Below are 23837 nucleotides of genomic sequence, written 5' to 3' on the forward strand. Positions count from 1 at the left end.
GGCGCTCCGCGTGAACCGGAAAGACCGTCGCCCATGTGGGCGGCATGCCGGACAGCCGTTCTACTTCTCCCGGTGGGTGGTGTGCCGGTATCGGGCGTCCCGTTGAACGCGATCGTCATCGTCTTCGCGATTCCTGTCGTGTTGACGGTCTTGTACGTCCTACGGGGAGGGCGCCCCGTGATCTCGGCGCCCGCAACAGGTCTGCTTCTGCTGTTCGGGGTGGCCCTGCTCGCCTCCGTCTTCGGGTCGGACGATCTGAGCAGGGCCCTGGAGCTGGTGTTCGTCACCTTCGCCGGCATCGGCTTCACAGTGGCGCTGACATTCTGTGTCGACTCCATCGACCGGATCCGCATTCTCTGCGGCGACCTGGTGCTGGCGCTCAGCGTGTGCGCCGTGTGGGCGATCGTCTCCATGCCCGACCTGGCGGTGCGGTTCGGTGGCGGTGCCATCGACGGGCGCGCCACCGGCCCGTTCTCGCAACCGAACGAGCTGGGTATCGCCTGCGCTGCCGGTCTGCCGATGGCCCTGGTGCTGTTCTGCCATGCCGACACGCGGAACCGTCGACTGCTCGCGGGATTCGAGATGCTGTTGCTGGCACTGGCACTCACCTTGAGCTTCTCCCGGGGGGGATGGGTCGCCGCGGTGTTCGGATGCGTCGCGGTGATCGTCGTCCTGCCGTCGGCCCGACGCACGGTGGCGGTGCTGGTACTGGCCGGGATCGCCGCGGTTGCATACGTGTCCGCACTGTCTCTGAGCCCGGGACCGGCGGGGCAGATGTCGACCACCGGCCTGGTGGTGGAGCGCTTGGGGAGCATCGGCCAAGTGTCCGAGAATCCGGACGATCATCGCGCGGAGATCTGGGAGGAGTCGCTGCGTCAGATGGACGAGCACCCCGTGCTGGGGACTGGACCGGAGGGCTTCAGACGCAACGCGGAGAGCGGCGACGGACCGTTGGCGAGCATCCGGCCTCCACATCCACACAACATTTTCTTCTCGTATCTGAACGAGATCGGACTACTCGGAGTGATTCCTTTGTCGCTGTTCATCGGTCGTGCCCTCGGGAATGTGGGGAGAGTCGCGAGATCGGCAAGACGCGGGCCGTCGGCAGCAGCCGTGGCCGCCGTGATCTTCATGCCACTGGTCGGACTGTCGGTCATGCTGTTCCACGGCCTGGTCGACAACCCGTTGGCGAACCCGATGATCGCCTACACGTGGTGGACCCTTCTCGGGTTGGCCGGACTCGGTGTATCGCTGTATCGCGGCCGGGACAGCGAAGGCGGGGCGCACGCATGACCGAGCGAACGAGAGAAGGGGTTCTGGGCTGGGCGCGACGCCACCCGCTGGCCCTGTCGTGTCTCGGGGGTGCCGTCGCCGTGATCCTTCTGGGCCTCGCCGTCATCATGGCCATGCCCACCACGTATCGGGCGACGTCGGTGCTCGCGGTGCGGGCTGCGCCTGAGACGCCGGTGTCCACCGATGCGCTCCGCCTGATCGCACACGAGTACGCCGTCCGGATCACCTCGTCGGAGTCGCTGAACGCTACGGCGCGCGACCTGGCGATCGATCCACGCGAGCTACGTTCGATGATCGAGGTCAAGACGGATGCGGACGCGACCGTGATCCGTGCCGTCGCCGAAAGCGAGGACGGACTCGAAGCGGTCGGCATCGCGAACCATCTTGCGCAGTCGGGTGTGCGACAGTCCTTCGACGACAGCGACGTGCGTGTCCAGATCATCTCGCTCGCCGGACTCGACGATGCGGCGACGGGGCCGCCACGGCTGACCTATCTACTGCTCTTGGTGGGCATGACGGTGACCCTGGCGGCCGCGCTCTGGTACGTCGTGAGCGGGCGCCGATCTGCGTCACCGGTTCCGGAGGAGATCGATTCCGCAGCGGACTTCTCGCCGGCACCTCCGTCTGAGCCGCCGTTGGTTTATCCGCCGTTGCTGCGTTCGGTGGACAACTGTGACACAGACGTTTTCGACGCGATACCGCGTACCTACCGCCCGGCGAACGACCGGACGCGGGCCGAACCGTTCTCGCGAGCCGTCCGATACTCCGAGGGGAAGGACTCGTGATGCCGTCGGTGGAGACGGCCCCGACGGTGACGGACGAGCACCGGTCCTCGCGTCGAGACCGCCGCCGCAGACGCAGCCTTCGAAAGACGGTGACGCGACTCCTGCTCGCGACAGCACTGATCCTGACGCTGTTCGTCGGGGGCGCGGTGGCATTGATCCATCACTGGCTCGCCGAGATCGAACGGATTCCGGGGGTTTTCGCCGACCTCCAGGAGTCGGCCCGGCCGCCGACAGTGACCGATGGCGGTCAGACCACGTTCCTGCTCATGGGGTTGGACGTCCGGGCAGACGACGCCACCACCGGATCCGATGCGGCAGAATCGAACAGTGGTAGTCGCGCCGACGCAATGATGGTCGTGGCCCTGCAGGACGACGGTTCGGGAGTGCGGGTCGTATCCGTACCCCGTGACAGCTGGGTCGAGATCCCGCGGCACGGGATGGACAAACTGAATGCCGCGCACGCCTACGGTGGTCCGTCGTTGCTGGTCGAGACGGTCGAAAGGATCACCGGTGTGCGGATCGATCACGTCGCCACGGTCGACTTCCGCGGGTTCGCGGCACTGACGGATGCTGTCGGCGGTATCTCCGTGGAAGTTGCCGGTGACACCGCGAACTGGGGGCACGAGTTCACCGAGGGGAAGAACTTCCTCGATGGCGAGCGGGCGCTCTGGTACATCCGACAACGCATGGATCTACCGGGCGGCGATCTCGATCGCGTCCAGCGTCATCAGAACTTTCTGCGGGCGATGATGGACACTCTGTCCAGTCCCGGTACGTATCGTTCGCCCCAACAGGTGAAGAACGTCGTACAGGCTGTAACGCGGAACATCAGTCTGGATGCGGGGCTGGATGATTCGAGTCTGCTGGGCTTGGCGCAAGTACTGCGACGGACCGATCGGGAGAGCTTCGAGTTCTTCACCGCCCCCGTGTCCGGGACCGGACTGGAAGGGGATCGGAGCGTGGTCTACCTAGATGTGGATCGAGGCGCCGAGTTCTGGCGGGCAGTCGCTCACGGTGACCCGATCACCCCCGGCCTTGGTGCGAAAACCCTTCCAGCCGTAACGAAGTGATCGAGAACAATGAACTCGGACGTCATGCGACCCGGTCGACCCGGTCGAAGATCCTCATTCGGTGACCCGGTGCCGATGCGTGCTCGCCTCGCCGGAGTCGCGGGGCGAACGGCCGCACGCGTTTCCCGCCTCACCGGTCGGGGCCGTGGGTCGACCGTCGGAGGCCGCGTCGCCCTCGCCATCGATCCCGCTGCCCTGCGCCGCCTCGGCGGATGGCGGACGACGGTTGCCATCGTCGGGACGAACGGCAAGACCACCACGAACCTTCTCGTCACTGCCGCGCTGTCGGCGGTCGCGCCGGTCGCAGCCAATGTGCGGGGGTCCAACAAGCGGCACGGAATCGTCGCCGCACTCGTCGACGCGCCGCTCGCGCCGTTCGCGTCGATCGAGATCGCCGAAGGTGATGCTCCGTCCACGATCGCGGAACTCGAGCCCGATGTCGTCATCGCGCTCAACCTCAGTCACGAACAGCTGGATCGAGCCGACGAGCTTCGATCGGTGGAACAGGCACTGCGCGAATCATTTTCGCGTCTCCCCGAAGCGACTGTGGTAGCGAACTGCGACGACGTCGACATCGTGTCCGCGGCCCGGGACGCCCACAAGGTGATCTGGGTGGCCTGCGGTGCTCCCCGCGTCGATCGGGCCGTCGGTTGCCCGCGCTGCGGAGGTCTGATCGAGTGGGCCACGACCGGCACCGCCGGACTCGCAACGTGGTCGTGTACCCACTGCGTGCTTACCCGGCCCGCACCCGACTGGACGATCGAAGGCCGGACCCTCTCCGGACCCGGCGGGGTGAATGCGAGGGTGGACAGCAGGTTGCCCGGCCGCGCCAATCTCGGCAACGCCGCCCAGGCGGTCGCTGCAGCAGTGGCGCTGGGAGTGGATCCACTAGAGGCCGTTCGCGGCGTGTCGTCGGTGGACAGCGTCGCCGGACGGTATCGAGTTGCCGAATGGGGTGAGCACCTCGTACGTCCGATGATGGCCAAGAACCCGGTCGGTGCGGAGGAATGCCTGTCTGTGGCGGCGACGGACGGTGCCGCTGTGGTCGTGGCGGTGAACGGGCGCGCGGCCGACGGCCGGGATCCGTCGTGGCTCTGGGATGTCGACTACTCCAGCCTGAGCGGGGAACAGGGGGCTTCCGCACCGCCGCCGACGGTGATCGTTTCCGGCGATCGCGCGGCGGATCTGTCCCTGCGCCTGTTCCATGCCGGGGTCGACCACGAATTGGAAGGTGATGTGGCCGCGGCGATTCGGCGGTGCCCAGCCGGCCGAGTGGACGTTCTGGCCGATTACACGGTGATGGAAGAGCTGATCGGGGTTCTCGACACCGAGCCCGCAGCGGTCACCGAGACCGCGGGCGCCGGGGGCTGCAGACCGCCCGACCGGGACGTCCCCGTCGTTCGATCCAGACCGTGTGACAGGAACGCCGGGAACGGTGCGTCCACGGTGCGAATCGGCCTGGTGCTTCCGGCCGTCCTCGGAGCCGGCGGCTACAGCGGGAACGCCGTCGTCCTCCGAGATCGTCTCCGCCGCCGAGGCCTGAGCGCGGTGATCGTCCCCACCACTCTCGACGATCCGGCGCCCTCTGCTTTGGACATCTATGTCGTCGGGGGGCCGCTCCGAGAGGAATTGGTGCTCGCTTGCGGCGTTCTGCGCCGGCACGGTGGGATGTCCGCTGCTGTCGAGCGGGGGGCTCCGGTGCTCGCGGCGGGCGGAGGACTGCACATCCTGGCCAGTCGATTCGCATTGCCGAACGACAGCTCGTCCACGGGCCTCGGCCTTCTCGACTGCCACACGGAGTCGGCCAGCACCGCGGACTTCCCCGCCTTGCGGCAAGTGGTCGCGCGCCCCCTCGTCGACGGACTGACCGACCCCGTGATCGGGTTCGAGAACCCAGGGATCCGTACGATTCTCGGCAAAGACGCGGCACCGTTCGCCGAGATCGAGCCCGGAGCCCCTCGCGCGTCGGAGCACACGTGTCTCGGTCGGGAGGGCGCCGTGCAGGGTTCCGTTGTCGGCACCCTTCTCCACGGTCCGGTTCTGGCCTACAACCCGCAGCTAGCCGATCTGCTGTGTGCACGCGCGCTCGGTCTGTCCCGAGTGGAAGAACTCCCGGCCCTGAATCTGTCGCCTACCTCCCGCGTCCGCGTCGAGCAACTACGGCGGCCGAGCTCGTGACGTCGGCGGACGGACGGTCCCTGCGGGTACTCCACGTCGCCCAGCCCACGACCGCCGGCGTCGCCGCGGTCGTCGCCCAGTACGTCTCCTCGCTGATGGATTCGTCCCGGGAATCTCGTCGCCGATTCACGGTTGCGGTGGCCTGCCCGACGGACGGTCACCTGCACACCGACATCGTGACGGCGGGGGCCGAACACCTTCCGTGGTCTGCGAACCGTAGTCCCGGTGTGGGAGTGCTCGGTGAATCACGAGATCTGGCGAGAACGGTACGTCGCTGGAGGCCGGACGTGATCCACCTGCACAGCGCAAAGGCCGGACTCGCGGGACGGCTGGCCGTGCGGGAGCGGATTCCCACAGTGTACCAACCCCATGCCTGGTCGTTCCAGGCTGCCCGGGGTGTCACCGCGGCCGCCGCCGTCCGGTGGGAGCGGGCCGCGAACCGCTGGACCACGCTGACGGTGAACGTGGGTGGGCACGAGCGACGCGTCGGCGAAGTTCAGGGGATCGCCGGTCCGTTCCATCTGGTGTCGAATCGGGTCGACGTCGCGGAGTGGGGTCCCGATGATCGGGGAGAAGCGCGGCGTCTGCTCGACATGCCCACGGATGTTGCGGTAGCTGTGTGTGTTGCTCGCCTGTGTGAACAGAAGGGGCAGGACCGCCTGGTCGCGATCTGGGACCGGGTGCGTGCCGCAGTTCCGGGTGCACTGTTGTACCTGGTGGGACCCGATCAAGGCGATTCGAATCTTCCTCGGCCGTTGCCGGAAGGAGTTGTCCACGTCGGTGCAGCGGTGCCCAGGCGGTGGTACGCGGCGGCCGATGCCGTGGTGATGGCTTCCAGGTGGGAAGGGTTACCGATGGTGGCCCTCGAGGCCGAGGCGGCAGGCCGTGTCGTGGTGGCGACCGAGGAAGCAGGTGCGTCCGGATTTCTCGATCCGGTGGACGAGGTGGCCGGCACGGACCTGGATGCACTGGCGTCGAGGGTGATCCATCGCTTGGCCGATCGCGGAGAATCCGCTCGGGTGGGTGAACTGGCCCGTTTGCGCGCCGAGAAACGACCAGGGCTCCGTTTACTCTCCGTGGAGTTGGGTGAGTTGTATGATCGCGCTATGCGGCCTGAATATTCCCCTGGAATATGGGAATCCAGGCGGCATACAGATCCACCGCTGCAAAATCCGTTATCCGGATGACTGACGCTGTGTGCGAGGTGGCGCGGATGAAGAAGATGCGACGTATTCGGAATCGTTCTGTGCTTGCTCTGGGTGGGGTCCTCGCTCTCGGCGCACTGAGTGTCGCGATGGCGGACAAGGATCCGGGGTTTCCGGAGGTGGGAGCCCAGTATCACGGTTTTTGGAACTATGAGGACGAACAGACGGCGAGCCAGGCGTTGTATTCGCTTCGCTCTGCAGGTGGGCGGAGTGTCCGCGTCGACATGGGCTGGAAGACCGTAGAGCCGGTTCAGGGCGAATACGCCGCGTGGGCGCTGGCCAAGTACGACAAATCCATCGATCTGGCGCATTCTGTCGGATTGGATGTACTTCTCACAATTCAGGATTCGCCGGAATGGGCGAATAATGGTCGATCGAAGCAGTCTTCGCCGAAGGACCCGAACGATTTTGCGAAGTTCGCCAGGAGTATGGCAGAAAGATATTCCGGTAAGGTGAGCGCAATCGAGGTTTGGAACGAACCAAATAATCCCGACTTCTTTGTTGCACAGCAGGAAGGCCGGGAGGCTGAAGAATATGTGAAAATGCTGCGGGCCACCCACGAGGCTGTCGAGGGCTCTCGCGTGGGGAACAAAATGGCTGTGGTTGCCGGTGGCTCGCAGTATGTGGACGACCGATGGTGGGACGCACTGCTCCGGGGCGGTGCCTGTTCGTCCACGGATGCGATCACGGTCAACCCGTATCAGTTGCCGTCGGATGCCGGGCCGGATCGGCCGGATGACGGTGTCGGGTCTCTGCGGCATCTCGATGTTCTGGAAGCCGTGCTCGATGCCAACGGTTGTTCGGACAAGTCGATCTGGTTCACCGAATTCGGATGGTCCACGCACGGCGAGTCGCCGGCCTCCAAGCCGTGGGCTCGAGGGGTCACCGAAGACGCTCAGGCCGAATATCTGACCACGACACTGAGAATCGTCAAGGACGAGTATCCCCGCGTGGATCGCGTGTACTGGTACAACCTGCGAGATCGAGGGTCCGAAGCTTCCGTGCAGAACGGCAACTATGGACTCCTACGGCGGGATCTGTCGGAGAAGCCCGCGCTGATCCATCTGAGGGACATCCTCACTTCGTAGCGGGACGTGAGCCAGGTCGCGTGTTCGGCGGCGCCGTCCAGCGGTGGAAGATATTCGGGATCGCTCGCTTGCTGCGGTAGTGCCAGAAAATTCACCGTTCAGGGTCGGCACGTCGCAGGGGATCGGGCCGCGCCTGTGCCGGCGACATGCTCGGAGCATTTCGTCGCGACCTGGTACCGGCGTCACATCAAATTCCTTGCAGGGCAGTGGTGTACGTCACTCGGGCATGCTGAAGTGAGTGACGACACCGCCGCTGCGGCGACTTTGCTGTCGTGAAAGTGTGCGCGCCTGTCCAAACGAACGGCCGACGAAGTTAGACGGGCGACCAGTACGTTAGGGTGATTTCGGGGGTGAAGTTTCCGCCTGGTCGCGGGTGCTTCGCGGTTCGCTCCGATCTCGCTCGATTCGGCTCAATCACTCTGTAGTGCAACATTTTTGTCAGAATGTCTGAGGTCGCCTGCGGTCCGAAAGTCCGAAATCAAACGTTGGTTCGTCTCAGCGCGTGTGCCCTCCGAGCGTGTATATGGATGGTTGTCCAACTTGCGCCGTTCAGTGGAAGGGATCGAATGGCAAGCCTTGCGGCCGCGTCGCGCGTTGCCCGAAGACTGCTCGCCGGTCACATCGTCGACATCCGAACTTGCGCGCACCCCGGTGGCGCCGCCCGGGGGTAGTTGCGAGCCGTTCCCGGTCCTCGAACGGGTCACCGGAGTGGTGCGGGCCTGATCTCGAGAACCCTGCGCGCCAGGTCGGTGAACTCCGCCATGTCCACAAGAACATTTGTGTGTGTAACGAAAGGTAAAACCATGCGTAACCGTGTCTTCCTTCGCCGTGCCGAAGAGGGGGTGGTGTCTCGGTGGGCGGCGCTGGGGTTACTTTTCATGGCCCTCACCCTGGTCTGGACGTCCTTCGCACTAGCCCCGGTTGCTTCGGCGGACCCGGGCGAGACCACGACGACCAGTCCGGCCACCTCGACGACGACGGCGCCCCGCGCGTCCACGACCACGCCGACGGCGCCGGTCACGACCACGACGAAGGCTCCGGCGACCACGACCAAGGCTCCGGCCGCCACGACGTCCGAGTCGCCCGTGACCACGACGAAGGCTCCGGCCACCTCGACGTCCGAGTCGCCCGCGACCACAACCACGACGACGGCCCCCGCGACAGAGAAGCGGGAAGCAAAGGCCGCCACCCCTCGTGGACTGAACCCGGACATCCAGGTGAAGATCACCGACGTCCAGGTCGAGGGGAAGAACGGCGAGCAGATCACCGTCGGCGATTCCGTCTCGGTGAAGGGCACGTGGGACGCCTCGCAGGCCGACCCGCAGCCGGGCGACGAGTTCACGGTTCAGTTTCCCAAGGAGCTGAAGATCCCGGCAAACCAGCCGGTCGAACTCAAGGGCGGTGGCGTCGTCTGGGGCGAATGCAAGCTTGTGGCCGCCACCAACCTCATGACCTGCGTGCTCACGGACGCTGTGCTGGAGAACCCCGAGGAGGTGCGCGGCACGTTCGAGGTCTTCGTCAGGGCGGTCCAGTACACCGAGTCCAAGGACGTCGACTTCACGATCAACAATGAGCTGAACCAAGAGGTCCCGCTGCCCGGTGGCGGCGGTATCGGCGACGGTCAGAACCTCGGCGATGTGAAGAAGGTGGGCAAGCTCCAGTCTGACAAGCAGGCCGTGCGCTGGACCATCGACATCCCCGGCTCCGATCTGATTGCTCGGGATCCGGCGGGCACCGGCAAGGTGACGCTGAGCGACACGCTCTCGGAGACCATGAAGCTGTGCGGCGACGGCCGTCTGAACGCCACGCTGGCGTCCGGTCGCCCGAACGACCTCAAGCCGGTCGCGAGCGGCGTCTCCATCACCCAGGCCGAGGCGGGCGAGCCCGTCAGCATCGCGATCGACAACGGCAAGGCCTTCGAGGCGAACAAGCTCTACCGCATCGAATACACCTCGTGCACCTCCAGCGGCGTGGTGGACCCCAAGGACACGCAGTACACCAACTCCATCGACGTGGGCAAGGGCGCGAGCGCTGGCGTCGGGCAGGACTGGACGCCGGACACCAAGGCGAAGAAGTCCGGCAGCTGGGTCGGCGGCTCGCGCTACAACGAGATTGCTTGGACCATCATGGTCCCGGGCAGCGTCATCGCAGCCAACGAGCACAAGGTGGCCATCGCGGAGACCCTTGGTGATGGGCACGAGGTTTGCGTGAGTGGCCTTGATGTGAAGATCAAGAAGTCCAACTACCTGCCCGGCGCGGACGGCAAGGCCCCCGCGAGGACCGACGCCAGCGGCCAGTTCACGATCACGAACACGGCGAAGGCGGGCGAGCAGTCGTTCGACATCAACTTCGAGGTGAAGGACAAGAGGTCCTTCGACGCGGAGCAGTACTACTACGTCGAGTTCCGGAGCTGCCTCGCCGACAAGGCCGTGCCGGATGACAAGAACGTCTTCGCCAACGACGCGAAGGTCAACGGCGTGGACGTCGACGCGTCGGTGAAGGGTCCCGGCTTCAGCGGCAAGAAGACCGGCAATCTCAACACCGTCCCGAAGGACGTCGCCGGCGAGGCGCAGCCTGCCGGCACCACCATCGACTGGAAGGTGGAGGTCCCCGGACGCCACCTCGAGGGGCTCACGGAGCCGGCGGTCCTCTCGGACAAGTTCTCCGACACCCTGACGGTGTGCGAGGTCACCGGTGATCTGAAGAAGGACCTCAACTTCAAGGTCATCGCGAAGGACTTCCTCGGCAACAACCCCGCCAACCCGGAGCGCGACCTGACGGCCGCCACCGTGGTGACGCGCACCGCCGGCGGCATCGACATCACGCTCCCGAAGGACGCGGCCAAGGGCGACTACAGCCGCGAGACTCGGTACTTCATCGAGTACACGCTCTGCACCACCAGCGGCGGCGTGGACGATCGCGGCACCGGCTACAGCAACACGCTCTCCTACACGGGTGACAGGGAGCTCTCGCACGGCGTCACGCAGCAGTGGGGCGGCAGCGGCACCGGTGAAGGCGTTTCGCGCGGCTCGTTCTCGCTGCTGAAGAAGGCCGACCAGTTCTCTGAGGAGTTCCCGGAGGACACCGAGTTCACGGTGAAGGTCGAGGAGTTCGCACCCGGGAAGACTCCGGGCGTCGATCCGGCGAGCAGCACCTACGAGATCAAGGTGAAGGCGGATGGCACGCCCGTCAGCGGCGTCAACAACCGCGGCAACGGCTGGCAGATCCGGCTGACCGAGATCAACCTGCCCACGGTTCCCGGTGTCGCCTTCGAGCCGGGCAAGTTCGCGCCGGCCGAGGGCGTGACGCTCAACGCGGACCGCTCCGAGGCGGTCGTGGCGATCACGCCGAAGACCAACGTCGCCGTCGAGCTCGTCAACAAGGCGGTGCTGGGCTCGGCGAAGATCACCAAGACCGTCGTCAGCGAGCCGGGTGTGACGCTGACCGGCAATGAGGTCTTCGAGTTCAAGGCGGAGATCGATCTCGGCGACGGATCGGGTAACGAGACGCGCGCGTTCACGCTGAAGAACGGCCAGTTCCGTAACCTGGACAAGCTGCCGATCGGCGCGAAGGTCACCATCACCGAGGTGCAGCCGACGAACACCGACCTCATCACCTGGTCGGAGCCGAAGTTCGAGGCCAGCAATACGCTGACCATCGGCAAGGACGCGGCGGCGAACACCATCTCCGTCACCAACGAGGCCAAGGTCACCCAGGGCACCTTCGAGGTGAGCAAGAAGCTCACGGGTCCGGAGGCGTTCGCCGAAAACGTCCCCGAGACGTTCGACGTGATCGCCGCCTGGACCGACGCGAACAACGTTCCGCAGTCCAAGACGCTGACGCTCCCGTCCGACGGCACCGCGGTCCCGTTCGGTGAGAGCCTGCCCGGCGGCACCAAGGTCACGCTGACCGAGACGGTTCCGGACAACGGCAAGGGTCTCGCCTACGGCGTGCCCGCCTACACCGGGGACGTCACGATCGGCGAGTCCGGCGTGGTGACCATCGGCAAGGACCTCCGCGAGGTCGAGGTCGTCAACTTCGTCGACAAGAACGACGGCACCCTGCGCGTCCTCAAGCAGGTCGAGGGCGAGGCCGCCGGCAAGATCGGCGACGACGTGGAGTTCACGGTCGAGGCCAGCTGGAAGGACGGCGTCGACTACGCCAAGGAGACGCTGACCGTCAAGATGGGCGTGGCCACGCCGCTGAGCGCCAAGCTGCCCGTCGGCACCGAGGTGACCTTCACCGAGGTCGGCCGCCCGGATGTCGCAGGCGTGGAGTGGGGAACGATCGCCTGGGGCACCGACCCCAACGGTGCGTCCTGGCTGAAGGACAACGGCAACGGCACGGTGACTGGCATCGTGTCCGACGACCCCACCGAGGGGCGTCTGATCACGCTGACGAACGAGGCCCTGTGGGCCTTCGGTTCGGTCGAGTTCACGAAATTCATCCTCGACGGCGATGAGGCCGTCCGGGCCATCGATTCCGACCTGCCCGCAGGCGCGGAGTTCCAGGTGAGGATCGACGGCATCGATCCGGCGCTCCCCGCGGGCACCGATTTCCCGGCAGTGGGCGAGACCATCACCCTCAATGCCGAGAACGGCTTCAGCTGGAAGTCCGGCGAGGTTCTGCCGCGGAACACCGTGATCACCTTCTCCGAGGTCGATCCCAGCCCCCTGCCCGGCATGGACTGGGCGCGGCCGTACTACTGGGTGTCCGAGGACGCCGGTGCCGCGGACTACCGCAACACCGTCGCGATCGTGCCCGGAGACGAGGCGAAGGTGGAGATCCACAACCGCCCGATCCCGACGACGGACGTGAACATCGAGAAGATCGTGACCGGCCCCAAGGGCAACCAGGTCACGAAGGATCCGTCCACGACCTTCCAGGTCACGGCCACGTGGACGGACATCGACGACGAGGCGCGTTCCTGCGTCCTCGACGTCAAGCCGGGCGCGTCGGTCACCCCGACCTCCGCGTGTGACGCCGCCGTCGTCGATGGCCGGGTCCAGTTCCCGCTCGACACGGAGATCACCTTCGTCGAGACCGGCGCCCACACTGACGTGACCAACGTCAAGTGGGGCGACGTGAAGTGGGGCGTCAAGGACGGCAGCGCGGACGTCGCCGGGATCGACGGCGAGAAGGCCGGATCCACCGTCATCCTCACCGGTGACGCGAACGCACCGGTGGTCCTGGGACTCGAGAACGAGACGAGCAGCAACGGGCTGATCATCATTCCGCTCCCGATTCCGCTGCCGCCGTGGGACGGATCGTGGACCCCTCCGGGTTCGGGCTCCGTCGGACCGACTCCGCCGGTGTCCGGTCAGCCGGGCGAGCCGTCCAATCCGGGCGACTCCGGCCACAATGGTGCTCCGGGCAAGCCTGCTCCGGGTAGGCCGGCCGCGGCCCAGCCGGACCAGTCGTCGTCCCTGCCGGTGACCGGTGCGAACGTCATCTGGCTGGTCGGTGCGGCGCTGGCGCTGATCGCCGGTGGCGGATGGCTGACCCTGCGTAACCGCAGGCGGGTGTCCGGCGAGGGATAGACCTCAGCCGCCACCCCGGTAGCGGGGCGGGTGCGATCCATACCTGGTCGCGCCCGCCCCGCCACCACCCCGATCGAACACCCCGCACCAGCCGACCATCCATCTCGCGGCCGCCCGTTCGGCCGCCCCACGAAGGAGAATTCTCGTGCTCATCCTCCCGTTTCCGATTGTCATCGGCGACATCCAGACCACCGGTTCTGCCGTGATCGACGGGCTCGGTCGCCTGTCCGTGCTCCTCTACGATCTTCTCGGCGGCGCCGGAAGCATCACGATCAACAGCTAGTTCGACGCATCTGTGGAAGGGGCTCCGGTCCGTGAGTGATACCAAGATTCCTGGCCCCGATCGGCCGCGGCCGCGCGCGGGCCAGATTCTCGGCGAACTGCTCCTCACGGCCGGGGTCCTCGTCCTGCTTTTCGTTGTCTACGAGGCGTTCTGGACCAATCTCGTCTCCGGGCGGCTGCAGGACGAGGTCAACACCCGACTGGAGCAGTCCTGGGGCGACGACGCCCGGGCGGCCGGCGACGAGCCGGTCGCCCGGCCGGCCCCCGCCCTCGGCGAGGGGTTCGCGCGGGTGCACCTTCCCGCACTCGGTTCCGGCGCCGCGTACGCCGTGGTCGAGGGCACCCGCAACGAGGACCTGCGGGCCGGCCCCGGCCACTACCCGGAAACCCAGATGCCCGGTGAGGCGGGGAATTTCGCGCTCGCCGGGCATCGCATCGGTACCGGCGCGGTGTTCCAGCATCTCGATCAACTCGAGGCGTGCGACGCCGTCGTCGTGGAGACCGCGTCCCACTGGATGACCTACCGACTGCTCCCGCTCGAGGCCCCCTCGGCCGACCGACGCGCGGCGGCGGACGCCTGCCTGAGCCCCGAGCAGGCGGACCGCGTCTCCGACGGCGACTACGCGCACCTCCAGGGCCGGCACATCACCGTGCCCGGCGACATCGAGGTCGTCAACCCGATGCCCGGCGCCCCGTGGGTGGAGGCGGGCCCCGGGCTGGAAAGTATGCTCACGCTGACCACGTGCCATCCGCTGTTCTCGAACGCCGAACGCATGATCGTGCACGGCATTCTCGTCGAGACGATCCCGAAGTCCGCGGGCCACCTTCCCGCGGCATTGCAGGAGTGATGAATGTACGGCTTTCTCTGGCGCGCACTTCCCGGCCCCCGACCGGTGAAGGCCCTGCTGGCGATCGTTCTCGCGGTCGCGCTCGTGCTGCTGCTCATGGAAGTGGTGTTTCCCTGGGTGTCCGAGCTCCTGCCCTACTCGGACGTCACCGTATAGCCCGGCAGTCCCGCTCCGCGTCAGCCGATCGAACCGGTGTCGAGAACCGCGAACGAGTGCCCGGGTAGCACGATCGCCGACGCCGTCTCGTCCACCGTCGGCTCCTCCCACCACAGGATCGGGACCCCGCCGATCGGTACCGTCACCGCGTCGGCGCCCAGATTGCACGCGATCCGCAATTCGCCCCGGATCAGCGCGATCCAGCGTTCGTTCTCGTCGTACTCGACCCTGAGGTGTTCGAGCCACGGGTCGGTCAGCTCGGCGCGACTGTGCCGCAACGCAATCAGCGCCCGATAGCACTCGAGCAACCGCGCGTGCGTCGCGATCGCGGTCTCGGACCAGTCGAGCTTCGACCGCTCGAAGGTGCCGGGGTCCTGCGGATCGGGGATGTCGGCGCCGTCCCAGCCGTGTTCGGCGAACTCGCGGCGGCGGCCCTCCGCGGTCGCCTTCCCGAGATCGGGCTCGGGATGGGAAGTGAAGTACTGGAAGGGCGTTCGAGCGCCCCATTCCTCGCCCATGAACAGCATCGGCGTGTACGGGGAGCACAGCACCAGCGCGGCCTTGATCGCGAGCTGACCGGCGGTGAGATACGTCCCGGGCCGGTCGCCGGTGGCCCGGTTGCCGACCTGATCGTGGGTGCAGGTGTAGGCGAGCAGGGCGTCGGCGGGAATCCGGCGGATGTCGATGGGCCGGCCGTGGTTACGCCCCCGGAACGTCGAGTACGTGCCCGCGTGGAAGTAGCCGTGGGTGAGCGTGTGGGACAGTGCCTGCAGGGAGCCGAAATCGCCGTAGTATCCCTGTCTTTCGCCGGACACCGCGGCGTGGATCGCGTGGTGGACGTCGTCGTCCCACTGGGCGTCGAGGCCGTAGCCGCCGGCGGCCCGCGCCGAGATGATCTTGGGATCGTTGAGGTCGCTCTCGGCGATGAGGGTCAGTGGCCGGCGCAGGTGCGCCGACAGCCGGTGCACCTCCACCGCCAGATCCTCGAGCAGGTGCACGGCGGTGTTGTCGACGAGCGCGTGGACCGCGTCGAGGCGCAGCGCGTCGATGTGGAACTCGCGCAGCCAGTACAGCGCGTTCTCGATGATGTAGCGGCGCACCTCCTGGCTGTGCGGGCCGGACAGGTTCACCTCGCGGCCCCACGAGTTTCCGCTGTCCGCGAGGTACGGGCCGAACCGGTCCAGGTAGTTGCCGGACGGGCCGAGGTGGTTGTAGACGACGTCGAGGACCACGGCCAGCCCCCGGCGGTGGCAGGCGTCGACGAAGCGCTGCAGGCCGTCCGGGCCGCCGTACCCCTCGTGCACCGCGTACCAGAGCACGCCGTCGTAACCCCAGTTGCGGGGACCGCCCCACGCGGCGACCGGCATCAACTCGACGAAGCCGACGCCCAGGCCGACCAGGTGGTCGAGCCGTCCGATCGCGGCGTCGAACGTGCCTTCGGTGGTGAAGGTGCCCACGTGCAGTTCGTAGACGATGTTGCCCGCCAGCCGGCGGCCCGTCCACGCCGAATCCGTCCAACCCGCGGGATCGAGTCGGTGCAGTTGCGAGGGCAGGTGGACCCCGTCCGGTTGCCGTCGCGAGCGCGGATCGGGCAGCGCCGGCGGAGTGCCGTCGAGCACGAATCCGTACCGTGCCCCCGGTCCGGCGGCGACGTCGGCGCGCCACCAACCGTCGGGGGAGCGGGTCATCTCGTGCCCGTACCCGTCGACCTCGACGCGCACCGACTGCGGAAGCGGGGCCCAGACCTCGAAGGTGTGCACGGGATCAGCATGCCCTGATCCCGTGCACGACGCAGCCGCTCTGCGGTCAGCGGATGAGAGTTCCCAGGTCCACCGGCAGCTGGATGCCGGTCACGTGCCGGGCCTCGTCGGAGGCCAGCCATGCGACCGCGTTGGCGATGTCCTCGGGCTGGCTGATCTGGTCCGGCAGGCTGCCCATGAAGATCGGTCCCAGGTTGGGGTGCTCCTGGATGAGGGCGTGCATGTCGTTGACCTGCATGCCGGTCGCGACACCGTTGGGGTGGACGGTGTTGACGCGGATGTTGTGCTCGCCCAGTTCCACCGCGAGGGTCTTCGCGAGCCCGGTGACGCCGTGCTTGCTGGCGACGTAGTGGCCGAGGAACGGCAGTCCGCGCAGGCCGGCGACCGAACTGGTGAGGACGATCGAACCGCCCTCGCCCTGCGCGATCAGGTGCGGGATCGCCGCCTTGACGGTGTAGAAGACGCCGGTGAGGTTGACGCCGAGGGTTTCCTCCCACTGCTCGGGCGTGATCTCCCACGACATGTTGCCGGAACAGATGCCGGCGTTCGCGACGACGACGTCGAGACGGCCGAGGGCCGCGATGCCGTCGGCCAGGGCGGCCGACAGTGCGTCGAAGTCCCGGACGTCGGTCTTTGTGGCGACGATCTTGCGGCCGAGTCCCTCGACGAGGGCGACGGTCTCCGCGAGATCGGCCTCGGTGGCGCCGTCGTAGGCGGTGGAGCCGAAGTCGGCGCACACGTCGACCGCGATGATGTCCGCACCCTCGGAGGCCAGGCGGACCGCCTCGGCGCGGCCCTGGCCGCGGGCGGCTCCGGTGATGAAAGCGACCTTGCCGACGAAACGGTTCGCGCTCATGGGTATGTCCTCCAGCTCTCGACGATCATGTGAGCTGGACCATATTCGGTTGCCGGGGTGAGCGGACATTCCTTTCTCGCTGACCGGGAGGGCGACGCCGTGCGGCGGGCCAGGTCAGCGCAGGATGTTCGCTGCGCGGGCCGCCTTCAGCCAGTCGGGGTACTCGGAGAGCAGCCGGCGGTAGAGTTCGGCGTCGGACAGGGCATCGACGTCGCGCACGGAGAAGAAGCCGGCGTTGTCGACCACTCGACCCTCCAGCGTGTCGAGCTTCTCGAGCACACCGAAGCTGCTCTTGCCGATGCCGATGAACTGCCAGAACGCCGCTCGCGACGATGCCTGGCGCATGAGCGCCTGGATGGCTGCCTTCTTCTGGAAGCCGCCGTCGGTGAAGAACAGCACCAGGGTCGGGGTGCTGGTGCCGCTGTCGATACCGGCGAGCACCTCGGACATGATCGGAATCTCGTCGTTGATGCCGCCGATCTGCTTGTCGTAGTCGATGCCGCCGTGCACTCCGTGGAGGTGTACATACGTGTCGATCCACTCGTCGACACCGTCGACGGTCACATCGGGCAGTTTCGCGAACCGCACTCCGTACAGGTACGCCTCGAGCATTCCGTCCGCATCGAGTTGCGTTGCCACCGGGACCATACGACGGACGATCTCCTGCACTTCGCCGCCCGAGTACCGGCGACTCATCGAACCGGTCTTGTCGATCACCAGGATCACCCGCCCGACGTAGTCACGGGCGCCCTTGGTGAGCAGGACCTTCGCGACCTCCTTCTTGCGTAGGTCGAGCTTCTGCCGCTTCTCGAGCGACAGCCTCGCCTCCGCGGGCACCGAACGGACACCGTCGGCATCGACCGTCGCCGTGCCGGTGGTGGACGGACGCGGTGTCGACGCAGCGCCCGCCGCGGCCGTCGATGTCGGCTCGGACGGGGAATCGTCCACTGCGACACCGTGCTCGGTGACCAGTGCGACCAGCCCGCCGTTCCAGCCGGCGCATACGTTGCGGACCTTCCACGTCCCGTTCCTGCGGTAGACCTCGAGCAGGACCGCCGAGCGTTCCGTCGTGAGACCGTCCGTGGCGGCGGTGATCGATTCCCCGCCGGTCTGGTCGAACGTGACGGCGAGCGCCGGCACCGCCGACAGCGGTCCGGGCACCATCTCGTCCACGGACACCGCGACCGCGATCATCGTGACATCGTCGGGGATCGCGGTGAGGTCGAGCCGGACCTGCCCCGACGGATCGAGTGTCACTGCCCCCTCGGCGGAGACCGGGTTGTTGAAGAAGACGAGGTCGTCGTCGCTGCGGACCTTGCGATCGTCTCCCAGTTGGAAGACGAACAGGTCGACACTGCCGGGCACGGTTCCAGTTACCGCAATTGCGGCGGGCTGATCGGTGATCGTCGTGTTGGCGCCGCGGGTCAGGGTGGTCACGGTGAAACGGTCTCCTTGTCGGGGGATTCGGGGCATCGACTCGCCGCCCGTGCATGTTTCGGGTAGGGCTGCTAGGTTCGCACGTGCGCCCCAGATGGGCCTACACCGGAGGTAGTGGTTTCACGCTCGAGTCATTCGGCGACTCAGTGTTCCGTGCACCCTGCACCTACCTCCGAGGTTGCTCGATTCCTCCCCGGTAGGTCGTCAACGCGTGGGCGGTGCGCTTCTTCGGTGTTGTCTCGCGTTGAACCACATCCTCGGCTACCGATCAACCGAGAGGTCATCGCACGATGCCGGCAACGTTCAACCACACGATCATTCCCGCCACGGACCGCCATGCGTCCGCTGCGTTCTATAGAGAACTGCTCGACCTGAGCGATGCGCCTGACTGGGGAATCTTCGCGAACCTGCACCTCGAGGGAGGTGCACTGCTCCAGTTCGCTGAGCCGCCCTTCGACATCCAGATGCAGCACTACGCCTTCCTCGTCGACGACGAGCAGTTCGATCGGACCTGTGGGCGGCTCCGGTCGGCGGAGATCGAACACTGGGCCGATCCGCAGATGTTGCTGCCCGGGCGGACCAATACGGAACACGGTGGGCGGGGCGTGTACTTCAAGGATCCGGCTGGACACGCCATCGAGGTGATCACCCGCCCGTATCTCTAGCGGTGCAGGTGTCGCTCAGGGTCGGTCGAGGCGGACCAGCAGGGCCACCGGGAGCCGCTCGAACACCCTCGTCAGCTGCGCGGTGCCGGCATACAGCTCGCCCGTGAGCCGGTCGAACCATTTCCCGTTCGGCAGCGCGACGCTGGAACTGCCCCAGCCGGTTTCGTTCAACCGCACACTGTGCCGGGTGGCGAGGGCGATGACATCCGAGGCCTGACCGGCCGGGCCCCGGGCGAAGCCCACGAGGTGATCGTGGGCGGGACCGACCGCGAACACGGGGCGGTAGTGGCCGCCGACGAAGCTGTCCGGGCGTTCCCGGCGCAGTCGCAGCGCGGTGCGGGTGATGTGCAGTTTCGCGGCGCCGGACTCGTCGAGGGGCGGCGTCTCGACGCCGGGTGTGTCCATCGACTGCAGGAGTTCGCGGCGGGGCCGGTAGTCCACCGGCCGTCGGTTGTCCGGATCGACCAGCGAGTCCTCCCACAGCTCGGTGCCCTGGTACACGTCCGGGATGCCGGGCCCGCACAGTTGCAGCAGTTTCTGGCCCAACGCGTCGGACCGGCCGTGCGGGGCCAGTTGCTGCGCGATCCGGCCGAGGCTGCGGCCGACCGGGCCGGCGACGACCACGTCGATCCAACTGTGCAGCGCGTGCTCGAAGTGCTGGTCGACGTCGGTCCAGGTGGTGCGCAGGCCCGCCTCGCGGGCGGCCTTCTCGCCGTACCGGTGGAGTCGTTCCCGGAGGTCGGCACCGGGGGTGGAGCCGTCCGCCGGCCACACTCCGAACATGTTCTGCCACAGGAAGAGTCCAGTGACACCGTCCGGGCTCGGGGCGGCGATCTCCCAGTCGGCGACACAGCGGGCCCACAGGTCCGGGACCTGCGACAGCACGCCGATGCGTGCGCGGACGTCCTCGCCGCGTTTGGTGTCGTGCGTCGACAGGGTCGTCATCGTCCGCGGCCACAGCCGGGCACGGTCGGCGGCGCGGAGGTGGAACTCGGCGGGGGAGCAGCCGAACCGGCCGGGGTCACCGCCCACCTCGGACAGCGAGACGAGCCGAGGTGTGCGGTAGAACAGGCGGTCCTCGACCGCCTTGGCGGTCAGCGCGCCGCACACCTGATGGAAGCGAATGCTCGCCTCGTTGTCCGGATCCGTGAGCGCACCGGCCAGTGTCGTCAGTGCGGCAGACCATTCGGGGTGGCGCGCGAGTGTCGCCCCGATCGTCCGGGGAACCGTGCCGGCGAGAGGTGCGTAGTCGGCGCGGTACGCCGGCACGTGGACGAGCACCTCGACGAGGGCCTCACGCAACTCGTCCGGGTTGCAGAAGGTCGGCGACTCACGCAGCACCGCGCGGCTCAGACGTCGCACATCGGGTGCCAACTCGGTGCGCGCGGCACCCCGGCGGAGTTCGATACCGTTGTCGCGCAGCCACACCGCGTCACCGGGGGCGTCCGCGCGACCGGCCAGCGCGGTCAGCGTCGACTCCCCGGACGGGTCGACGAACACGCCGGCGTACTCGGCGAGGGCGTCGTATCCGGTGGTCCCGTCGATCGGCAGCGTCGGGTCCAGGGGTTCGCCCGCCGACAGGACCTTCTCGGCGAGCAGCCAGCGGTCGGGGCCGACGACCTCCCGCAGGGTGTGCAGGTACCGGGCCGGATCGCTCAGCCCGTCCGGGTGGTCGACGCGGACGCCGTCGACCAGGTCGTCGCGCACCCACGACGCGAACTGGTGGTGGGTGGTGTCGAACACCCGCGGATCCTCCTGTCGGACTGCAGCGAGGTCGTTGATCGTGAAGAAGCGTCGATAGCCGACGACACCGTCGCGCCACCCCACCAGTCGATAGGCCTGCCTCTCGTGCACCTCGCGGGGGCCACCGTCCTCGGTGCCGGGGGCGATCGGGAACCGCTGGTCGCCGAGCGCGAGCATCGGCGAGCCTCGGCCGCGGTCGAAACGCAGAGCGTCGAGGTCGGAGTCGTCGTCCAGGGCCGGTAGCGCGATCCGTCCGCCCGCCCCGTTGTCCTCACGCCAGTCGATGTCGAAGAACCGGGCGAACGGCGACCGGCGGCCGTGGGTCAACACGTCCCACCACCACCGGTTCTCCCGCGGACGTCCGACCCCGACATGATTGGGAACCAGGTCGACGATGATCCCCATGTCGCGTTCGGCGAGTTCCGCGGCCAGCGCCGCCAGTGCCGCCCGCCCGCCGAGTGCCGCCGAGACCGTGGTCGGGTCGGTGACGTCGTACCCGTGCATCGACCCGGCGGTGGCGGTGAGGATCGGCGAGAGATACAGGTGCGAGACGCCGAGTCGGTCCAGGTAGTCGGCCAGGCGCCGGGCGTCGTCGAGAGTGAACGCGTCCCCGCGCAACTGGAGTCGGTAGGTGGCGGTGATCGGCCTCATCGCAGTCGGTCCCGGCGCAGTACCAGCAGGGACCTCGACGAAACGGTGATCGAATCACCCGGCAGGACAACGGCATCGGTGTCTCCGGCGGAGTCGGTGGTGTCCAGTTCGCCGGTCCATGGGGTGTCGGCCTCGCCGTGCGGGACGGTGAACTCCAGGGCCTCGTCGTGGGCGTTGAAGAGCAGCAGGAACGAGTCGTCGACCACCCGCCGCCCGCGCCGGTCGGGTTCGGGGATGGCGTCCCCGCCGAGATGCACCGCCAGGCCCTTGCCGAATCCACTGTCCCAGTCCGCGGTGGTCATCTCCCGTCCCTCCGGTGTCAGCCACGCGATGTCGCGGCTGTGCTCGGCGTCGCGGACCGGGCGTCCCGCGAAGAATCGTCGTCGGCGGAACACCGGGTGCGCGGCCCGCAGTGCGCTGACCCGCCGGGTGAACCGAACCAGGTCCGCGCCGTCGTCGAGCAGTGTCCAGTCCATCCACGACAGCGGCGAATCCTGGCAGTACACATTGTTGTTGCCCTGCTGGGTGCGTCCCATCTCGTCGCCGTGGGCGAGCATCGGTGTGCCCTGGCTGAGGAAGAGTGTGGCGAGGATGTTCCGGCGCTGGCGGGCGCGCAGGGCGAGAACGCCCGGGTCGTCGGTGGGGCCCTCGACACCGCAGTTCCAGGATCGGTTGTGGCTCTCGCCGTCGCGGTCGTCCTCGCCGTTGGCCGCGTTGTGCTTCTCGTCGTACGACACCAGGTCGGTGAGGGTGAAGCCGTCGTGCGCGGTGACGAAGTTGATGCTCGCCCCGGGTCTACGACCGGTCGCCTCGTACAGATCCGACGACCCGGTCAGCCGTGAGGCGAACTCGCCGAGCGTCGCGGGTCGGCCCCGCCAGTAGTCGCGCACGGTGTCGCGGTACTTGCCGTTCCACTCGGTCCACAGGCCGGGGAAGTTGCCGACCTGGTAGCCGCCCTCGCCGACGTCCCACGGTTCGGCGATCAACTTCACCTGACTCACCACCGGATCCTGCTGTACCAGGTCGAAGAAGGCGGAAAGCCGGTCCACGTCGTGCAGTTCGCGGGCGAGGGTGGAGGCCAGATCGAAACGGAAGCCGTCGACGTGCATCTCGGTCACCCAGTACCGCAGTGAGTCCATGATCAGTTGCAGCGTGTGCGGGTGGCGCGCACCCAGGCTGTTGCCGGTCCCGGTGTAGTCCCGATACAGCGCGCGATCGTCGTCGTCCAGGCGGTAGTAGGCGGCGTTGTCGATGCCGCGGAAACAGATCGTCGGCCCTCGGTGGTCCCCTTCGGCGGTGTGGTTGTAGACGACGTCGAGAATCACCTCGATCCCGGCCGCGTGGAAGTCGCGCACCATGGCCTTGAACTCGGTGACGACGGCGCTCGGTTTCCCCGCCGACGAGTACTCCGCGTGCGGGGCGAGGAACCCGAAAGTGTTGTAGCCCCAGTAGTTCCGCAGTCCGCGGTCGATCAGGACCTGGTCGTGCAGGAACTGGTGCACGGGCATCAGTTCCACCGCGGTCACGCCCAGCGACCGCAGGTGGTCGATCACCGCCGGATGCGCCATGCCGGCGTACGTCCCGCGGAGGCCCTCGGGCACGTCCGGATGCGTCGCCGTCATGCCCTTGACGTGTGCCTCGTAGATGAGGGTCTCGTGATACGGCGTCCGCGGGGGCCGGTCGGCGCCCCAGTCGAAGAACGGGTTGATCACGACGGTGGTCATGGTGTGCCCCAGTGAGTCCCCGCCGAAGGCGTACAGCGACGAGTGACCGTCGAACGCGCCGTCGAAGGCCTTGCCGTACGGATCCAGCAGCAACTTCGACGGATCACAACGCAGCCCGGAGTGCGGTTCGTACGGTCCGTGGACCCGGTAGCCGTACCGCTGCCCGGGGGAGACCGACGGCAGGTATCCGTGCCACACATACCCGTCCACCTCGTCCAGGCGGACGCGGGTCTCGGTGCCGTCCCGTGCGACGAGACACAGATCCACCGCGTCCGCGACCTCGGAGAACAGCGAGAAATTGGTGCCTGCGCCATCGAAGGTGGCGCCCAGGGGATACGCGGCGCCCGGCCACACCTCGACCGTCGGGAAGTCGGTGCGCTCCATGCTGCAGAACCCTAGGCGACTCCGTCGCCTGTGCGCCTGTCCGGTGGCGGCGACCACCAAAACGGCGCACGGGTGAAGGTCTGAATTTCGGACCGGACGGAATCGAGAGAATTTCCGAAGAATGCCGGTTGTCCGGATCGATCGAGGTAGCTGACCGCGTTAGCGTGGAGGG

16 protein-coding genes are annotated in these 23837 nt (G+C 67.2%); 11 read left to right on the forward strand and 5 right to left on the reverse strand.

Annotation, left to right across the window (positions count from 1 at the left end; translation table 11 throughout):
* Positions 1-72 precede the first annotated feature (72 nt).
* The 10 genes from IJ15_RS0104345 (at position 73) to IJ15_RS26335 (ending at position 14445) form a co-directional block, all read left to right on the forward strand.
* The gene (locus tag IJ15_RS0104345; protein WP_031937125.1) at positions 73-1293 is read left to right on the forward strand and encodes an O-antigen ligase family protein; all 1221 of its coding nucleotides are present in this window, start codon (positions 73-75) and stop codon (positions 1291-1293) included.
* On the forward strand, positions 1290-2078 hold the full coding sequence (locus tag IJ15_RS0104350) for a YveK family protein (RefSeq protein ID WP_156112015.1): 789 nt from the start codon (positions 1290-1292) through the stop codon (positions 2076-2078). The genes IJ15_RS0104345 and IJ15_RS0104350 overlap by 4 nt, the downstream gene beginning before the upstream one ends.
* 89 nt (positions 2079-2167) lie before the next feature.
* A complete protein-coding gene (locus IJ15_RS0104355; protein ID WP_051918496.1) occupies positions 2168-3148 on the forward strand; it encodes an LCP family protein in 981 nt (326 codons plus the stop codon).
* 75 nt (positions 3149-3223) lie between these two features.
* Positions 3224-5326 (forward strand): MurT ligase domain-containing protein, encoded by a 2103-nt coding sequence (locus tag IJ15_RS25220; RefSeq protein ID WP_197059740.1) that lies wholly within the window; start codon positions 3224-3226, stop codon positions 5324-5326.
* Positions 5323-6513: a glycosyltransferase gene (locus IJ15_RS25470; RefSeq protein WP_081880574.1), complete on the forward strand. Its 1191-nt coding sequence runs from the start codon at positions 5323-5325 to the stop codon at positions 6511-6513. Before IJ15_RS25220 ends, IJ15_RS25470 begins: the two co-directional genes overlap by 4 nt.
* Positions 6510-7619, forward strand: coding sequence for a cellulase family glycosylhydrolase (locus IJ15_RS25475; RefSeq protein ID WP_197059741.1), 1110 nt, complete (start codon positions 6510-6512; stop codon positions 7617-7619). The genes IJ15_RS25470 and IJ15_RS25475 overlap by 4 nt, the downstream gene beginning before the upstream one ends.
* Positions 7620-8497: 878 nt before the next feature.
* Entirely contained in the window at positions 8498-13159 is a 4662-nt protein-coding gene (locus IJ15_RS0104375; RefSeq protein ID WP_031937130.1) for a DUF5979 domain-containing protein, read from the forward strand.
* 145 nt (positions 13160-13304) lie between these two features.
* On the forward strand, positions 13305-13442 hold the full coding sequence (locus IJ15_RS26330; protein WP_197059742.1) for a hypothetical protein: 138 nt from the start codon (positions 13305-13307) through the stop codon (positions 13440-13442).
* A 31-nt stretch (positions 13443-13473) separates the two neighbouring features.
* A complete protein-coding gene (locus tag IJ15_RS0104385) occupies positions 13474-14289 on the forward strand; it encodes a class E sortase (RefSeq protein WP_031937131.1) in 816 nt (271 codons plus the stop codon).
* Between the two features lie 3 nt (positions 14290-14292).
* Positions 14293-14445: a hypothetical protein gene (locus IJ15_RS26335; RefSeq protein ID WP_031937132.1), complete on the forward strand. Its 153-nt coding sequence runs from the start codon at positions 14293-14295 to the stop codon at positions 14443-14445.
* A 20-nt stretch (positions 14446-14465) separates the two neighbouring features.
* Here the strand turns inward: IJ15_RS26335 and treZ are convergent, their stop codons facing one another.
* The 3 genes from treZ to IJ15_RS0104405 form a co-directional block, all read right to left on the reverse strand.
* Positions 14466-16205, reverse strand: a complete 1740-nt coding sequence (gene treZ, locus IJ15_RS0104395) for a malto-oligosyltrehalose trehalohydrolase (protein ID WP_031937133.1) — start codon at positions 16203-16205, stop codon at positions 14466-14468.
* A 46-nt stretch (positions 16206-16251) separates the two neighbouring features.
* Positions 16252-17061 carry a mycofactocin-coupled SDR family oxidoreductase gene (locus tag IJ15_RS0104400; protein WP_031937134.1) on the reverse strand — a complete coding sequence of 270 codons (810 nt, stop codon included), beginning with the start codon at positions 17059-17061 and terminating at the stop codon, positions 16252-16254.
* Positions 17062-17175: 114 nt separating this feature from the next.
* Positions 17176-18498, reverse strand: coding sequence for a vWA domain-containing protein (locus IJ15_RS0104405; RefSeq protein ID WP_031937135.1), 1323 nt, complete (start codon positions 18496-18498; stop codon positions 17176-17178).
* Positions 18499-18788: 290 nt separating this feature from the next.
* Between IJ15_RS0104405 and IJ15_RS0104410 the strand changes: the two genes are divergently transcribed.
* Positions 18789-19163 carry a VOC family protein gene (locus IJ15_RS0104410; RefSeq protein ID WP_031937136.1) on the forward strand — a complete coding sequence of 125 codons (375 nt, stop codon included), beginning with the start codon at positions 18789-18791 and terminating at the stop codon, positions 19161-19163.
* A gap of 15 nt (positions 19164-19178) precedes the next feature.
* On the opposite strand, the gene treY is transcribed toward IJ15_RS0104410, so the two are convergent.
* Both treY and glgX read right to left on the reverse strand, forming a co-directional pair.
* Entirely contained in the window at positions 19179-21557 is a 2379-nt protein-coding gene (treY, locus tag IJ15_RS0104415; protein WP_031937137.1) for a malto-oligosyltrehalose synthase, read from the reverse strand.
* Complete coding sequence (gene glgX, locus IJ15_RS0104420; protein WP_031937138.1) at positions 21554-23665, reverse strand: glycogen debranching protein GlgX; 2112 nt, start codon at positions 23663-23665, stop codon at positions 21554-21556. The genes treY and glgX overlap by 4 nt, the downstream gene beginning before the upstream one ends.
* Positions 23666-23837 lie beyond the last annotated feature (172 nt).

The organism is Prescottella defluvii (assembly GCF_000738775.1).
Lineage (GTDB): Bacteria > Actinomycetota > Actinomycetes > Mycobacteriales > Mycobacteriaceae > Prescottella > Prescottella defluvii.

What these genes read in the sequence shown, in the direction of transcription:
- IJ15_RS0104375 (WP_031937130.1), top strand. Translation starts at nt 8,498, where the DNA reads ATGGCCCTCACCCTGGTCTGGACGTCCTTCGCACTAGCCCCGGTTGCT.
- IJ15_RS25475 (WP_197059741.1), top strand. Translation starts at nt 6,510, where the DNA reads ATGACTGACGCTGTGTGCGAGGTGGCGCGGATGAAGAAGATGCGACGT.
- IJ15_RS25220 (WP_197059740.1), top strand. Translation starts at nt 3,224, where the DNA reads ATGCGTGCTCGCCTCGCCGGAGTCGCGGGGCGAACGGCCGCACGCGTT.
- IJ15_RS26335 (WP_031937132.1), top strand. Translation starts at nt 14,293, where the DNA reads ATGTACGGCTTTCTCTGGCGCGCACTTCCCGGCCCCCGACCGGTGAAG.
- IJ15_RS0104400 (WP_031937134.1), bottom strand. Translation starts at nt 17,061, where the DNA reads ATGAGCGCGAACCGTTTCGTCGGCAAGGTCGCTTTCATCACCGGAGCC.
- IJ15_RS0104350 (WP_156112015.1), top strand. Translation starts at nt 1,290, where the DNA reads ATGACCGAGCGAACGAGAGAAGGGGTTCTGGGCTGGGCGCGACGCCAC.
- glgX (WP_031937138.1), bottom strand. Translation starts at nt 23,665, where the DNA reads ATGGAGCGCACCGACTTCCCGACGGTCGAGGTGTGGCCGGGCGCCGCG.
- treY (WP_031937137.1), bottom strand. Translation starts at nt 21,557, where the DNA reads ATGAGGCCGATCACCGCCACCTACCGACTCCAGTTGCGCGGGGACGCG.
- IJ15_RS0104410 (WP_031937136.1), top strand. Translation starts at nt 18,789, where the DNA reads ATGCCGGCAACGTTCAACCACACGATCATTCCCGCCACGGACCGCCAT.